At 62.9% G+C, this 14,524-nt stretch carries 11 protein-coding genes and 4 tRNA genes; 9 read left to right on the top strand and 6 right to left on the bottom strand.

Going from position 1 to position 14,524, the window contains the following annotated elements; all coding sequences use genetic code 11:
• Positions 1 to 85: 85 nt before the first annotated feature.
• From lon to Q7J58_RS11530, 6 genes are all read left to right on the top strand, one after another.
• Positions 86 to 2,518, top strand: a complete 2,433-nt coding sequence (gene lon / locus Q7J58_RS11555) for an endopeptidase La (RefSeq protein WP_304827840.1) — start codon at positions 86 to 88, stop codon at positions 2,516 to 2,518.
• 78 nt (positions 2,519 to 2,596) lie between these two features.
• A tRNA-Gly gene (locus tag Q7J58_RS11550) sits at positions 2,597 to 2,672 on the top strand.
• Positions 2,673 to 2,747: 75 nt separating this feature from the next.
• Positions 2,748 to 2,821: transfer RNA gene (locus tag Q7J58_RS11545), tRNA-Cys, on the top strand.
• A gap of 24 nt (positions 2,822 to 2,845) precedes the next feature.
• Positions 2,846 to 2,921, top strand: a tRNA-Gly gene (locus Q7J58_RS11540).
• Positions 2,922 to 3,136: 215 nt separating this feature from the next.
• A tRNA-Leu gene (locus tag Q7J58_RS11535) sits at positions 3,137 to 3,225 on the top strand.
• Between the two features lie 40 nt (positions 3,226 to 3,265).
• Entirely contained in the window at positions 3,266 to 3,889 is a 624-nt protein-coding gene (locus Q7J58_RS11530; protein ID WP_304827837.1) for a DUF6806 family protein, read from the top strand.
• A gap of 206 nt (positions 3,890 to 4,095) precedes the next feature.
• Here Q7J58_RS11530 and Q7J58_RS11525 read toward each other — a convergent pair whose 3' ends face one another.
• The 3 genes from Q7J58_RS11525 to Q7J58_RS11515 form a co-directional block, all read right to left on the bottom strand.
• Positions 4,096 to 5,424, bottom strand: coding sequence for a Glu/Leu/Phe/Val dehydrogenase (locus tag Q7J58_RS11525; RefSeq protein WP_304827834.1), 1,329 nt, complete (start codon positions 5,422 to 5,424; stop codon positions 4,096 to 4,098).
• 143 nt (positions 5,425 to 5,567) lie between these two features.
• Positions 5,568 to 7,355: an ABC transporter transmembrane domain-containing protein gene (locus tag Q7J58_RS11520; RefSeq protein WP_304827831.1), complete on the bottom strand. Its 1,788-nt coding sequence runs from the start codon at positions 7,353 to 7,355 to the stop codon at positions 5,568 to 5,570.
• A 70-nt stretch (positions 7,356 to 7,425) separates the two neighbouring features.
• Complete coding sequence (locus Q7J58_RS11515; RefSeq protein ID WP_304827829.1) at positions 7,426 to 7,719, bottom strand: hypothetical protein; 294 nt, start codon at positions 7,717 to 7,719, stop codon at positions 7,426 to 7,428.
• 100 nt (positions 7,720 to 7,819) lie between these two features.
• Here Q7J58_RS11515 and msrA point away from each other — a divergent pair, with 100 nt between their 5' ends.
• Entirely contained in the window at positions 7,820 to 8,392 is a 573-nt protein-coding gene (gene msrA / locus Q7J58_RS11510) for a peptide-methionine (S)-S-oxide reductase MsrA (protein WP_304827826.1), read from the top strand.
• Between the two features lie 36 nt (positions 8,393 to 8,428).
• On the opposite strand, the gene Q7J58_RS11505 is transcribed toward msrA, so the two are convergent.
• From Q7J58_RS11505 to Q7J58_RS11495, 3 genes are read right to left on the bottom strand one after another with little or no spacing between them, the layout of a single operon-like run.
• Positions 8,429 to 9,298, bottom strand: coding sequence for a MipA/OmpV family protein (locus Q7J58_RS11505; protein WP_304827823.1), 870 nt, complete (start codon positions 9,296 to 9,298; stop codon positions 8,429 to 8,431).
• A 21-nt stretch (positions 9,299 to 9,319) separates the two neighbouring features.
• Complete coding sequence (locus Q7J58_RS11500) at positions 9,320 to 10,477, bottom strand: carotenoid 1,2-hydratase (RefSeq protein ID WP_304827821.1); 1,158 nt, start codon at positions 10,475 to 10,477, stop codon at positions 9,320 to 9,322.
• 4 nt (positions 10,478 to 10,481) lie between these two features.
• Positions 10,482 to 13,073: an FtsX-like permease family protein gene (locus Q7J58_RS11495; protein WP_304827818.1), complete on the bottom strand. Its 2,592-nt coding sequence runs from the start codon at positions 13,071 to 13,073 to the stop codon at positions 10,482 to 10,484.
• A 201-nt stretch (positions 13,074 to 13,274) separates the two neighbouring features.
• On the opposite strand from Q7J58_RS11495, the gene Q7J58_RS11490 reads away from it, so the two are divergent.
• Both Q7J58_RS11490 and Q7J58_RS11485 read left to right on the top strand, forming a co-directional pair.
• On the top strand, positions 13,275 to 14,171 hold the full coding sequence (locus tag Q7J58_RS11490; RefSeq protein ID WP_304827815.1) for a transglutaminase family protein: 897 nt from the start codon (positions 13,275 to 13,277) through the stop codon (positions 14,169 to 14,171).
• A 108-nt stretch (positions 14,172 to 14,279) separates the two neighbouring features.
• Positions 14,280 to 14,450, top strand: a complete 171-nt coding sequence (locus tag Q7J58_RS11485) for a hypothetical protein (RefSeq protein ID WP_172823098.1) — start codon at positions 14,280 to 14,282, stop codon at positions 14,448 to 14,450.
• Positions 14,451 to 14,524 lie beyond the last annotated feature (74 nt).

Below are 14,524 nucleotides of genomic sequence, written 5' to 3'. Positions count from 1 at the left end.
CACGCTTCCTGAGGCCTGAAATTACCGATGCGTTTGGTTGATATCGCCCGCATGAACCCCACCTGATTGTTTTGTTGAGGTTGAAATGTCCGGACATACCCCTTTGCCCAGTTCACCGGTTGACCTGCCCCTTTTGCCTCTGCGCGATGTGGTGGTCTTCCCTCATATGGTGATTCCATTGTTCGTGGGTCGCCCGAAAAGTATCAAAGCGCTTGAAGCGGCCATGGAGGCAGAGCGCCGCATCATGTTGGTGGCACAAAAAGCCGCAGCGAAAGACGAACCGTCCACCGACGACATGTTCGAGATGGGCTGCGTGGCCACCATATTGCAAATGCTCAAATTGCCCGACGGTACCGTCAAGGTGCTGGTTGAAGGGTTGCAGCGCGCCAAGGTGCTCGACATTCGAGATAGTGATACGCACTTTGTGGCCCATGTCGCTCCCGTCGACCCGGCTTTGGAGCGTGCTGACATGCAGTCCACCGAACTGGAGGCTTTGCGTCGTGCGGTGATGCAGCAGTTTGATCAGTACGTCAAGCTGAACAAAAAAATCCCGTCTGAAATCCTGACCTCAATCGCCAGCATCGATGATGCTGGCCGATTGGCCGACACCATTGCAGCCCATTTGCCGCTCAAGCTGGAGTCCAAGCAGGTGGTACTGGATCTGGACCCGGTGAACAAGCGGCTGGAAAATCTGTTTGAGCAGCTTGAACGCGAAGTCGATATCCTGAATGTGGACAAAAAAATCCGTGGTCGTGTCAAGCGGCAGATGGAAAAGAACCAACGCGACTTCTACCTCAATGAGCAGGTCAAGGCGATTCAAAAAGAGCTTGGCGAAGGTGAAGAAGGCGCTGACATCGAGGAAATCGAAAAGAAGATCAAACTGGCCAAAATGCCTGCCGAAGCGCGCAAGAAAGCTGATGCAGAGTTCAAAAAGCTCAAGTTGATGTCGCCTATGTCGGCCGAAGCCACTGTGGTGCGCAATTACATTGATGCACTGGTGGCCTTGCCTTGGAGCAAGAAGACCAAGATCAAGCACGACCTGGCGCACGCCGAAGCGGTCCTGAATGAAGACCACTACGGCCTCGACAAGGTCAAAGACCGTATTCTTGAGTACCTTGCTGTGCAGCAGCGTGTCGACAAGGTCAAGGCGCCGATCCTGTGCTTGGTGGGTCCTCCCGGTGTTGGCAAGACCTCTTTGGGGCAGTCGGTGGCCAAGGCAACAGGCCGCAAGTACGTGCGCATGGCCTTGGGTGGCATGCGCGACGAAGCAGAGATCCGTGGTCACCGCCGTACCTATATCGGTGCGATGCCCGGCAAGGTGCTGCAGAGCCTGAGCAAAGTGGGTACGCGCAACCCGCTGTTCCTGCTGGATGAAATTGACAAACTGGGCACGGATTTCCGTGGCGATCCATCCAGCGCTTTGTTGGAGGTGTTGGATCCCGAGCAAAACCACACTTTTGGTGATCACTATGTCGAAGTGGATTTCGATCTGTCCGACGTGATGTTTGTGGCGACGTCGAACTCGATGAATATCCCGCCGGCGTTGCTGGACCGTATGGAGGTGATCCGCCTGTCTGGTTACACCGAGGACGAGAAGACCAACATTGCCATACGTTACCTTCTGCCCAAGCAACTGAAAAACAACGGCATCCGAGACGGTGAAATGGATGTGCAGGAAGCCGCCGTACGCGACATCGTGCGCTATTACACCCGCGAAGCTGGTGTGCGCTCGCTTGAGCGTGAACTTGGCAAAATCTGCCGCAAGGTGGTCAAAGGGCTGTTGCTGAAGAAATACATGCCTACCGTGGTTGTGAGTTCGGAAAATCTCAATGAATTTCTGGGTGTTCGCAAGTACAGCTATGGCCGTGCGGAAGCGCAGAACCAAGTGGGTCAGGTGGTTGGCTTGGCATGGACCGAGGTCGGTGGTGACCTGCTCACCATCGAAGTGGCGATCATGCCGGGCAAGGGGGTCATCACCCGTACTGGATCCCTGGGCGATGTGATGAAAGAGTCGGTTGAGGCGGCGCGTACCGTGGTGCGCAGCCGTTCCCGCTCTTTGGGTATCAAAGATGAGCAGTTCGACAAGCGCGATATCCACATTCACGTGCCAGACGGTGCTACACCCAAGGACGGTCCTAGCGCTGGTGCTGCCATGACCACGGCACTGGTGTCATCGCTTACTGGCATTCCCGTCCGTGCGGATGTGGCCATGACAGGTGAGATTACCCTGCGCGGTGAAGTCACCGCGATTGGTGGTTTGAAAGAGAAGCTGTTGGCGGCCCTGCGCGGGGGGATCAAGACCGTCATCATCCCGGAAGACAACGTCAAGGATCTGGCTGAAATTCCAGACAACGTGAAGCAGGGCTTGGAGATCGTGCCGGTGAAGTGGATTGACAAAGTGTTGGCTATTGCGCTGGAGCGTTTGCCGGTGCCGCTGACCGACGAAGAGGTGGCGGCTCAGGTGGCGGCTGCGTCGGTACGGCCGGCTGCGGTGGCTCCAGATGCGGTCAAACACTGATCAAAAAATTGCAGAGGCGTGAAAACTGGTGGTTTTTTGCACTAGAATACCAGCTTCTGACAAGTTTTAGAGAAACATGCGGGATTAGCTCAGTTGGTAGAGCGATACCTTGCCAAGGTATAGGTCGAGAGTTCGAGTCTCTTATCCCGCTCCATCTTAGAAAAGGGGAAGCTGTGCTTCCCCTTTTCGTCGGCAAATGATGCATTGAGTGTACTTACATGGTGCAGATGGCGCGATAGCAAATCGGTTATGCAACGGATTGCAAATCCGTCTAGCCCGGTTCGACTCCGGGTCGCGCCTCCAGTCATTGGAGCATGTCACAGTTTTGCGGGATTAGCTCAGTTGGTAGAGCGATACCTTGCCAAGGTATAGGTCGAGAGTTCGAGTCTCTTATCCCGCTCCAGTTCAAAAAAGGAAGCTATGCTTCCTTTTTTGTTGGCTGATCGGAATCAGTCGGTGGTGCCTCCCCATCCGGTTCCAACCATATACAGGCGATTCCTTGAGAAATCTACGCGTTCCTCTTATAGGAATGCATGTGGGATGTTCAGGATTTTTGCCCTGTGTCTGGCTCGTGCCTCTGCGAAATTTAAGCGTTGAACCTGCGACAATGGCAGGCCGGCCTCGATGGTGAAATAGGTAGACACAGCGGACTTAAAATCCGCCGGCTTTAATCGGCTGTACCGGTTCGACCCCGGTTCGAGGCACCAACGCTAGTTTTTCTGGTTTCACCGGTACAGTGAGTTTTCCATGACACGATACAACGCACCTTTCGAAATCCATGTGCATGGAGATGTGCCACTGCGTGACGATGTGGTCTTCAGCCAGATTCAGGATGCTTTGAAGCCCCTGTGGCACTATGCTGGCGCTCGCTCGCTGGCTGCAGCGGCTGAGAGCGCGTATGAAGACGAGCCTGGTATACGCTTCGATGCCACGGCACATGTGTTGCAGATGTGCTGGACCGTTCCAGGAGACGAAGATTTTCGGCAGGTGATTGAAGAGGCGTGTATGGGCCTCAACGAAATTGCCTCTGCTGGAGCACCTCTTGAGGTGTCTTTCTACGATACCGAATACGATGAAGAAGACGGATCGTCTGAAGAGGATGCTCGTGATGACTTCATGATGTGCTTTGTGGGCCCGACGCCTGCTGCCATCATGCAGGTTCAGCGAGATTTGCTCGTGCAGGACGTGGTCCATATCATGGAGCGCCACTTTGATGCCGCGGAACTCGGTGACGTGGTCGTGGCCATTGACAAGCTGTTCACTGAACGTTTTGACGCACTGGTGAACTCCATGCAGCTCGGCCGTCCTCCCCGTGGGTTTGGTGGGGCGTCCGGCCATGGTGGACCACGCAAACCCCGCCATTTGCATTGACATGTAGATGTGATCCTTGTCCCTGAACGCGTTCGATGGGCTCGTTCAATCGATCAGAGCCGCGCACACTTGCGCCCGCTGCGCGTTGCCGGTTGACCGTTGTGCGGCGCAGGATGTGCCCTGCGCCGCACAGGGGTGTTGACCTATTGGCGCACCGTCGTCGGCCTGTGAGCATCAGCACCTGGCGCCAAGGCCAGGGCGATTGATCAGGGGTACAGGCCGCGCAGATCCCGCGCATGCAGGATGCGCTTGCAGGCCACGATGAAGGTGGCCGTGCGCAGGCTCACTTTGTTCGCGTCGGCCACTTGCCAGACAGCCGCAAACGCGTCTTGCATGATCTTCACCAAACGGGCGTTGATCTCGTCCTCGCTCCAGAAAAAGCTGGAGAAGTCTTGTACCCATTCAAAGTAGCTCACGGTCACGCCGCCCGCGTTGGCTATCACATCGGGTACCACCAGAACGCCGCGATCGTGCAGGATGTCGTCGGCCTGTGGGGTGGTCGGGCCATTGGCGCCTTCAATCACCATCTTCGCCTGAATGCGACCCGCGTTGGCATGTGTGATCTGTTGTTCCAGCGCGGCCGGAATGAGGATGTCGCAGGGCACGTCCCAAAAGGCATCGTCGGCCATCGCCTCGGCCTGCTCGAAACCGGCCACCGAACCGGTGCGCGCCACATGCGCCAGCAAACCGGGCACGTCCAGGCCCGCTTCACGGTAGATGGTGCCGCCGTGGTCTTGTACCGCCACCACCTTGGCGCCAGCCTCGGCAAACAACTTGCCCGCCACACCACCCACGTTGCCAAAGCCCTGTACGGCCACCCGTGCGGTGCTGATGTCCATGCCGGTGTGTTTGGCCGCTTCTACGCCCACCGTGAACACGCCGCGCCCAGTGGCTTCGCGCCGGCCCAGTGAGCCGCCCAGGTCCACTGGCTTGCCGGTCACGACACCTGTGGCGGTGGAGCCCTCGTTCATGGAATAGGTGTCCATCATCCACGCCATGATCTGCTCGTTGGTGTTCACATCGGGCGCCGGAATGTCTTTGGTCGGGCCGATGATGATGCCTATTTCGCTGGTGTAGCGGCGTGTTACGCGCTCCAGTTCGCCGATGGTGAGTTGGCGCGGGTCCACGCGTATGCCGCCTTTGGCGCCGCCGTAGGGCACGTTGACCGCTGCGTTTTTGATCGACATCCAGGCTGACAGCGCCATCACTTCGGACAGCGTCACATTCTGGTGAAAGCGCACACCACCTTTGCCCGGGCCACGGCTGGTGTTGTGCTGCACGCGGTAGCCCTCAAAGTGGGCCACCGAGCCGTCGTCCAGGTGGATCGGCACGTCCACGATCAGCGTGCGCTTGGGGCGCTTGAGCGTGTCGACCCAGCGCGCCAGGTTACCCAGGTAGGGCGTGACGCGGTCCACCTGTTGCAGGTAAATCCCCCAAGGCCCCAGGTTGTTCGGGTCGAGGTACGAGGGCAGGGCGTTGGTGAGGGCGGCTGGGCTGTTGGCGACAGCGCCTGTGGGGTGCGGTGCTTGTGACATGTGGTGCGATGGTTCCTGTGGGTTTGCGCTGGCCTTTGTTTTTGCGGGCCAGCGGTCGCCACTGTACGAAGCCTCTGCGTGCCTGTCCAAGGCCAAGTTTTCGGCTATCTATGCGCCGAATGCATAACACTCACTTCGCGAGTTCAGGCGTTGAACTGCAGTGCCGCCAGCCCTGCGTACACGCCGCCGCGCGCCACCAGTTCGGCGTGTGTGCCTTGTTCCACCAAATGGCCATGTTCCAGCACCACGATGTGGTCGGCCTTTTGCACCGTGGCCAGGCGGTGCGCAATCACCAAGGTGGTGCGGTTGCGCATGGCCGACTCCAGCGCAGCTTGCACCATGCGCTCGCTTTGCGCATCCAGCGCGCTGGTGGCCTCATCCAGCAGCAACAGCGGCGGGTTTTTCAGCAAAGCGCGGGCAATGGCAATGCGCTGGCGTTGCCCGCCCGAGAGGCGCACGCCGCGCTCGCCCAAAAACGTGTCGTAGCCCTCGGGCAACTGGGCAATGAACTCGTCGGCAAACGCCGCCACCGCCGCGGCATGCACCTCGGCATCGCTGGCGCCGGGCTTGCCGTAGCGGATGTTTTCCCGCGCGCTGGTCGAAAAAATCACCGGGTCCTGCGGCACGATGCCCACCCGCTCGCGCAGTGCCTGCAGGCTCAGTTGGTCAATGGGAACACCGTCCAGCACCATGTGGCCGTGCTGCGGATCGTAAAAGCGCAACACCAGCCCAAACACCGTGCTTTTTCCCGCGCCGCTGGCGCCCACCAGGGCCACCGTTTGCCCCGGCCGCACCTGCAAACTGAAGTGGGTCAGCGCCGCCTGCTGTGGGCGCGAAGGATAGTTGAACCCCACCTGGTGAAATTCCAGCGTGCTGCCACCCACAGGCCATGGGCTGTGCAAAGGCTGCGGTGGCGACTGCACCGGCGACTCGCTGGCCAGCAACTCCATCAGCCGTTCGCTGGCTCCGGCGGCACGCAACAGGTCGCCATACACCTCGCCCAGCACCGCTACCGCGCCGGCCAGGATGACGATATACACCACCGTTTGGCCCAAATGGCCAGCGCTGATTTCGCCCGCCATCACCGCTTGCGTGCCCTGGTACAGCCCCCACAACAACAGCGCCGCCGTGCTGATGATGATGAACGCCACCAACCCCGAGCGAGCGCGGCTGCGCCGCACGGCGGTGCTGAAGGCGAATTCGGTGGCCGTGGCAAAGCGCTGTGCCTCGCGGTTTTCGGCGGTGTAGCTCTGCACGATGGGAATGGCGTTCAACACCTCGGCCGCGATGGCGCTGGAGTCGGCCACACGGTCTTGGCTGGCGCGCGAAAGTTTGCGCACCCGCCGCCCAAACCACATGCTGGGCAACACCACCAACAGCAAAATCAGCAACACCTGCGTCATCACATACGGGTTGGTCCACACCAGCATGATCAGCGCGCCCGCACCCATGAAGGCATTGCGCAGTCCCATGGAGAGCGACGAACCCACCACCGTTTGAACCAGCGTGGTGTCGGTGGTCAGGCGGCTGAGCACCTCGCCGGTCTGGGTGGTTTCAAAAAATTGCGGACTCTGGCGCAGCACATGGCTGTACACCGCGTTGCGCAAATCGGCGGTCACGCGCTCGCCCAGCCAGCTCACCAGATAAAACCGTGCCGCTGAGAAAAAGCCCAACGCCACCGCCACACCAAACAGTTGCAAGAAATGGCCCCGCAAGCCCATGGCCTGCGCGCTGCGGTCGGCCGACACCAAGCCGCCGTCAATCAGGTGTCTCAGTGCCACGGGAAACAGCAGCGTGGCCGCAGCAGCCCCAATGAGGAACAGCACCGCCAGCCCCATTTGCAGCCGGTAAGGCCGCATGAACGGTAGCAGGCCGCTGAGTGACGTGGGGGTGGTGCCTTGGGGGCGTTCGGTGGGTTGGGGTGCGCTCATGGGGCCCAAGTGTGCCGGTTTCGCGGGCTTGCGGCTGTCGGTAGTTCAAGCCGCAGAGCAGGTGCCCGGGTCAGTCGCGCAAGGCAGCGGACCGGTTCGATACACGGCTGTGGGCTTCTTCAAGCTGAACGATGAGCCCATCGACATCGTTCATGAACGCCTCGCGGCTGACTTTGGGGCTGTGTGTGACCAAGACCGTGGCATGTTCGGCCAGCGCTTCTTCACCGGCTGCACGAGCCCAGCGCCGCACTTCGCAGTAGGCCAGCAAGGCCAGCCGACCCAGGTCTCCGTTTCGACGGGCGTACTGCAGTTCCCCGAGGAGATCCTCAAGCCCGAGTTGAAGAGGTGCAGAAGATGTGTTCATGTTGCAGTGCAGCATTATCCTGCAAACTGACTCGAAACTTACATTTTGAAAAGCGTGCGTGTTTAGAGAGTGTGCTCTACGGCTGTGAACCACGATGCCCATGCGGCGGGTTTGGGTGGCGTGGCTGCTGTCGGGTGCTGTGACCAGCGCGCAGGCGGCCACAGCCACGGCGCTCTTTGCCGGCGGTTGCTTCTGGTGCCTGGAGGCCGATTTTGAAAAGCTCGCAGGCGTGGTGGCGGTGGAGTCGGGCTACACCGCTGGCAAAACCACCAACCCCACTTACGAAACGGTGGCTCGGGGTCACACCGGGCACGCGGAAGCCGTGCGTGTGACCTACGACCCGGCCCGCGTGAGCTACCCGCAACTGGTGGACTATTTCTGGCGCCAGATTGACCCCACGGTGAAGGACCGCCAATTTTGTGACCTGGGCGACCAGTACCGCAGCGGCATTTATTGGGGCAATGCAGCCGAGCGGCAGGCGGTGCTGGACAGCCGCGATGCGCTGCAGAAGTCGGGCCGTTTCAAGACCATCCACACCGAGTTGGCACCCGCCAACGTGTTCTATCTGGCAGAGGATTACCACCAAGACGATTACAAGAAAAACACGGTGCGCTACAGCTATTACCGCTTGTCTTGTGGCCGCGATGCGCGGGTGAAGCTGCTCTGGAAGTGATCTGTTATTTGTCCGACCCGATGGTGAACACGTTTTTTAGTCTGCGGCGGTGCGGCCACTGCGCCAAGGCGTCCACACCACACCCGCGCCCACCGAGACGTTGCGCTTGTCGCGCAACAGCGGGCTTGCTGTGTTGGCGGCGCCGTGCAGCGACAGGAGGCGGGCGGTGACGAACCACGACACGTCGCGCAGGGGGCGGTGGCTCAGTGTGATACCGGCTTCGGTGCCCATGTAGCCTGCGCGGGCGTTGTAGGCCGGGCGGATGGCGGTGGCTTCGCTGGGGTTCACTTGGTAAAAATACGATTGCAGCGACCGGCTGGCCCAGCTGGGTTGCAGCGACAGGCTCAGCGTGGCGGGCGTGCCGGCCACTTGGGGCAGGCGCCAGCGCAGTTGGGGGTCGAAGCTGATGCCTCGCGAGTCCACGCGGCTGAAGTCGGTGGACAGGATGGCGCGCAGTTTCAGGTGCAGCGTGGGTTTGCCGGGCCAGGTTTTCAGACCTTTGTAGATGGCTTGCGGGCCGACGCCAAACAGATAGTCCAGGTCGGGCATGCCTTGGCGCAGGGCGTTGTTGTTGGCGTTGAAAGCGCCGTTGGCACTCAGGTCCAGTTCCCAGTCTGAGGAACGCGCAAGACGTCCGCTGACACTGCCGCCGTCAATGCGCAGCACGGGGCCTCGGTAAATGAACACGGGCAGCACAGCGGCGCGGGTGCGGTAGCGGTCGGCGCCGGGGTAATCGGGCACGTAGCCTGCGCCGGCGGCCAGGCCGGCTTCCCAGAGCGGCAGGCCCGCGGGCGCTGGTGCGACGGCGGTGGCTGGCGCATCGGGGGCAGTCGCAGAGGTAGCACCCCAGCTGCTCAGGCTGGCGAGGCTGGCCACGGTACAGGCCAGGAGGGTGTTTTGTTTCATGGGCAAATTATGGTGTGTGCATTACAAAACCAGACGCTGGGCGTAGCCCGTCATCTCCAAATAACCTCGGCCCACGGGCTGGCCTTGTTGGTCCAGCAGGTCGGACAGACCTTCCCAGTACACCGTGCCGGTGCTGGCGCTGCTGTCCAGCTCTTGCGGGTCGATCACGGCTTTGACGGTGTAGAGCGCATCCGGTGTCTGGATGCGCCATTCCACCGGGTAGCGGGCACGGGTGCGGGGGCTGATCCAGTGGCGCAGGGGGGTGAATTTGACTTGGTGAGGCTCAAAGCTGCTGGCAGTGGATGCCGTTGCGCTGCGCCAAGAGCCGCCTGCCCACAGCGCGCTGCCGTCGGCGCGGCGCAGCCGAAAGGCGGTGAGGCTGTCGCCGTTGAACAGGTTCATGCCGATCCAGTCCCAGCCCACGGCGTCGGGGTGCAGCAGGGCTTCGCTCCATTCGTGGTCGAGCCAGGCGGTGCCTTGCACCTGAAAGCGCTGGAGACCAAAGGCCAGCTGGCCTTGCACCGCCAGTTGGGGCTGGGTGACGTAGAAGCTGGCTTGGGCCGGGTCGGGCCCTTTGCGCGAAAAGCCGTTGTCGCCTTGCAGCAGCAGGGGCTGGGTGGGCGTGGCGTGCAGGTCGATGCGCAGTTGGTCGCTCTGGATGCGGGTGGCGTAGGCACCGTTGGGCTGGCGTTGGATGGACCAGTCGCGCAGCACCACGTGGGTGTCTTGGGCGCTGGCGAACACACCGCGTTCGGTGGGCAGGCCGGGGGCGGGGGGCTCGCCGTTCCAGCGGGCGATGCGCTGGTCGTGCCACAGTTTGCCGGCTTGCACGTCGGTGATGGCGGCATGGGCAAACAGCAACTGCCGCGCGGCCAGCCGCCCGGGCAGGGTGTGGGTGCCGTCTACCCGGCTGCGAAAAAACGTGACCTGAAAGCCGAAGGCCCGGCCCGCTGCGTCTTGGGCGTGGCCGGTGAGGTACCACCATTCGGTGCGGGTGTCGTTGTGCGTGCCGTGGTCGCGCGGGAACACCAGGGGGCGCGGGCGCAGCACCAGGGCTGGGCTTGGGCTTGGGGTGGATGCGGTGGCCGCTGGGGCGAGGGCCAGCCAGGGCGCGGCCAGCAGGCTGGTGCCGCCCATGAAAACGCTGCGGCGTTGGGGGTTGTGTTTTTCTTGGGGCATGCCTTCACCAGTCTTCTTTGACAGCCTGCACCGCGTCGCGGCTGGCGGCAGCGCGTCCGGCCAGCCAGGCGGTGGCCGTGCCCGCCAGCACCACGGCGGCGCACAAAATCAGCAGTCTTGCCCAGGGCAGGGCGAGGTCCATGGTCCAGTGAAAACTTTGCGGGTTGACCACATACACCAGCACCAGGCTCACGCCCAGGCCCAGCGCTAAACCTGCCAGCGCGCCGAGCACCGTCCAGGCCAGGCCTTCGAGGGCCACCACGCCCAAAATTTGGCGCCGCGTCAGGCCCAAGTGGGCCAGCAGGCCAAATTCGCGCCGCCGCGCCAGCACCTGCGCACTGAAGCTGGCGGCCACACCGAACAGGCCAATGCCAATGGCCACCGCTTGGAGCCAGTAGGTCACGGCGAAGCTGCGGTCAAAAATACCCAGTGAAATGGCGCGGATTTGTCCGGCAGAGGCCAGCTCAATCAGGTCGGCCGTACCCAGCGACTCGGCCAGTTCGCGAACGCGCTCGCTGACCGTGTCTTCGCCCGCACCGTCGGCCAGGTACAGCGCCAGGTCGTTGACCCGGGCGTCGCCTGAGAGGCGCACAAAGTCGGTCCGGTCCAGCACCACGCTGCCGTGTTGGCGGGCGTAGTCGCGCCACACACCGGCCACAAAGTAGCGTGTGCCCGGTGCGGCGTTTGGGAACGCCAGCGCCAGCGACGGTAGCCAGCCGCCAGGCACAGCGCCGTGCAGGTCTTGCATGGCCTCGCTCACGTACACCGTGACCACCGCGCCTGCGTTTGCGCCCGCACTGCGGGTGTCGGGTGGCGACAGCGGATTGCCCACCAGCGGCAGGCTCTGGCCGGGCAACCCGGCGTTGCCGACCACGGCCAGGGGGCGCGCCAGCAGGGTCACCGGCGGCAAGTTGGGCGAGAGCTGCAGCTGGGTGGCACGCAGCGGCTCCACCCGAGCCACGCCGGGCAGGCGCGCCACGGCCTGTACAAAGTCGTCGGGCAGGGTGTTGCCTTCGCCCTGGCTGCTGCCTGCGCGCACATACAGCGGCGCGGGCAATACGCCGTCGAGCCACTGGGTAACCGAATCGCGAAAGCTCGCCACCATCACCGTGAGCGCCACCGACAGCGCCAAACTGGCCACGACGCCGCTGGTGGCCACGGCGGCGGTTTCGCGCAGACGGCGCGAACGCTCCACCGCCAGCAGCGGCAGGGCGTGCCGCGCCACCCACGGCGCCACCCGGTTCAACACAGCGCCCACCGCCAGTGGCAAAGCGGCAATGCCGCCCACCAGCAACAAGCCCACCGAAAAATAAGCCGCCAACGGCAGACCGCCCAGCGGCGGTGCAAAAGCCAAGGCAACGGCCAGCAGCATGAGGCCCAGCGCCCAGCCGGGGTGGTGCGGGCGCACGCTGCCCGCAGCGCCCAAACCCTTGAGCGCCAGCGCAGGGGCCATGCCGGCGGTGGCGCGTGCGGGCCACCAACCCCCGGCCAGCGCAGCGGCCACACCCAGCGCACCGTACAGCAAGGCGGCGCTGGTGCTCCATTGCAAGCTGGGTGCCACGCCCGCAAAGTAGCCACCGCCCAGGTCGCCACCCAGCACCCGCAGCGCCAGCACCGCCAGGCCGGTGCCCAAGGCCACACCCAGCGCACTGCCCAGCAGGCCCAGCACGGCCGATTCGGCCAGCACCAGCCGCAAACGCTCGGTGGCCGACAGGCCCAGAACGCCCAGCAAAGCAAACTGCTGCTGGCGCCGCGCCACCGACAGCGACAGCACCGAAAACACCAAAAAAGCACCGGTGAACAGCGCCACCAAGGCCAACACCGTGAGGTTGACACGGTAAGCGCGCGACAGGTTGCTCACCCGCTCGCCCGCCTGCTCGGGGCGCTGCGCCACCACATGGTCGGGCAGTTGCAGCGCGGTCAGCACCGCATCGGGCTGGCTACCGGGTTGCAGGCGCAGGTCGATGCGGCTGAGCTCGCCGGGCCGGTCCATCAGCGCTTGGGCGGCGGCCACGTCCATCACCAGCAGCGGCAAGCCCGGCGCGTTCACCGTGCCCGCCACCCGCACCGTGCGCAGTGCCAGGCCGCTTTGCAGTCGCAGCTGTGTGGGTGCCTGGCCTTCCGTTTGCAAGGCTTGGCGCGCGGCGGGGTTCAAAAACGCCGCATCGGGCGCAAACAGCTCAAACCGGCGGCTGTTGTCGCCACCGCCCGCAGGCCGGGGCATGAGCGCGGGCGACATGCTGGCCACGCTGAGCGCGTCCACACCCAGCAGCTTCACCGGCAGCTTGTCGCCGCTGGGCAGGTGCACCGCGGTGTTGACCTCCAGCACCGGGCTGGCCAGCGCCACACCCGGGTGTGCGGCCACGCGCTCCAGCAGCTCGTCGGGCAGGGTGCCCTGGCGGGCACGCAGTTCCAGATCGGGCTGGCCGTTGACCGAACCCACCGCGCTGGAAAACTCGGCCAGTGCCGAGGCGTTGATGAGGTGCACCGCCAACGCCAGCGCCACACCCAGCATGACGGCCACCACCGCCGACGCGTTGCGCCACGGGTGGTACCGCAGTTCTTGCCAGGAAAACGTGGTGAGCAAAGCGCGCATAAGCCGGGCAGCTTAATGCAATGCCGAATGCCCCTGCGCCGGGCTGCTGCGCTCCCGGCATGGTGCCTGCGACCCCAGCGTTCAGCTTCTCAGCTGGCCCGATGCTTGCATGCGCGTAGGATGGTCCATTTCAGGCTTCTCAAATCCACCGTCCTTCGGACTGCCATTTTTGGCCAACCCTCTTTTTTTACGGTGAAACCCATGGTTCGCATCCACCTCGCGATTGATCTGCAGTACGCGATCAACCCTCCTTCTGCCGACTTTATTTTCAATGTGCAGGCTGCTCACACACCGCAGCAAACCGTGGTCTGGGAAGAACTGCAGGTGAGCCAGCCGGTGCCGCTGGTCAGTCACACCGACCCGGCCACCCGCAGCCGCACCCTGCGCCTGACCGCCGGACCGGGTGATCTGAAGTTGCGCTACCGCGCCACGCTGGACATCACCCACCACGTGGCTGCGCCCGACAGCGTGTTTGAAACCCCTGTGGCCCAGTTGCCGCCCGAAGCGCTGATCTACCTCTACCCCAGCCGCTACTGCCAGTCGGACTGCGTGACCGCGCTGGCCAACAGCCTGTTTGGGCAGATGCCGCAGGGCTACCGGCGGGTTGAGGCGGTTCAGAAATGGGTACAAAGTCAGGTCACGTTCCAGTCCAACACCAGCAACTCCATGACCTCGGCGCTGGACACGCTGAACGACCACAAAGGCGTGTGCCGCGACTTCGCCCACCTCATGATCACCATGTGCCGCGCGCTGAACATTCCGGCGCGTTTCACCACCGCCATCGATTACGGCGCCGACCCGGCCCTGGGCCCGACCGACTTTCACGCCTATGTCGAGGTCTACCTGGGCCACCGCTGGTACACCTTCGACCCCTCGGGCACCGCCATTCCCATGGGCTTCGTGCGCATCGGCACCGGGCGCGATGCGGCCGACGCCTCGTTTGCCACGATATTCGGCCCTGTGGTGGCGCAAGCGCCCCGCATCGACATTTCCGCCCAAGTCAATCCGCAAAACGGCTGGCAGTTGCCGGTGCGCCGCGAAGAAGGCCTGTCCACCGATTCGGCCTTCACCTGGAACATGGTGGATGTGATCCGTTGAGGGGCTTTGCACCGTTTGACCGCCGCTTTGGCGCCCCCGTTCGGGCCAAGGGGCTGCGGCCTGTGGCCTAATAGAGGGGTTTTCAACCAATTTCTCTCTGGAACCGACATGGGCAACAAAATCGTCACCGAAGCCGACCGCAAAGCTACCCCCCGTCCCACGCCCGTCGCTGGCGTGTCGCTCACCAGCCCTGGCCGTGGTCAGCGCGTGAGCCTGGAGCGTGGCGTGGCGACGCGCAGCAAGAAAAACCCGGGCAAGCGCTCCAAAAAAGGCGGCTGATCGGTTGCTGGCCTTCGCGGGTCAGCCCCCATGCAAAAAGCCCGCGAAAGCGGGCTTTTTGCATGGGGGCTCTG

It is taken from the genome of Hydrogenophaga sp., assembly GCF_030656115.1.
GTDB lineage: Bacteria > Pseudomonadota > Gammaproteobacteria > Burkholderiales > Burkholderiaceae_C > Hydrogenophaga.
Note: the sequence above shows the minus strand (reverse complement) of the source record. Positions and strands in the feature narration are given on the sequence as shown.

Bases quoted from the DNA above. Each gene is read 5' to 3' on its own strand.
- lon (WP_304827840.1), top strand. From the start codon at position 86: ATGTCCGGACATACCCCTTTGCCCAGTTCACCGGTTGACCTGCCCCTT.
- Q7J58_RS11500 (WP_304827821.1), bottom strand. From the start codon at position 10,477: ATGCCCCAAGAAAAACACAACCCCCAACGCCGCAGCGTTTTCATGGGC.
- Q7J58_RS11485 (WP_172823098.1), top strand. From the start codon at position 14,280: ATGGGCAACAAAATCGTCACCGAAGCCGACCGCAAAGCTACCCCCCGT.
- Q7J58_RS11490 (WP_304827815.1), top strand. From the start codon at position 13,275: ATGGTTCGCATCCACCTCGCGATTGATCTGCAGTACGCGATCAACCCT.
- Q7J58_RS11515 (WP_304827829.1), bottom strand. From the start codon at position 7,719: ATGAACACATCTTCTGCACCTCTTCAACTCGGGCTTGAGGATCTCCTC.
- Q7J58_RS11530 (WP_304827837.1), top strand. From the start codon at position 3,266: ATGACACGATACAACGCACCTTTCGAAATCCATGTGCATGGAGATGTG.
- Q7J58_RS11520 (WP_304827831.1), bottom strand. From the start codon at position 7,355: ATGAGCGCACCCCAACCCACCGAACGCCCCCAAGGCACCACCCCCACG.
- msrA (WP_304827826.1), top strand. From the start codon at position 7,820: ATGCGGCGGGTTTGGGTGGCGTGGCTGCTGTCGGGTGCTGTGACCAGC.
- Q7J58_RS11495 (WP_304827818.1), bottom strand. From the start codon at position 13,073: ATGCGCGCTTTGCTCACCACGTTTTCCTGGCAAGAACTGCGGTACCAC.
- Q7J58_RS11525 (WP_304827834.1), bottom strand. From the start codon at position 5,424: ATGTCACAAGCACCGCACCCCACAGGCGCTGTCGCCAACAGCCCAGCC.
- Q7J58_RS11505 (WP_304827823.1), bottom strand. From the start codon at position 9,298: ATGAAACAAAACACCCTCCTGGCCTGTACCGTGGCCAGCCTCGCCAGC.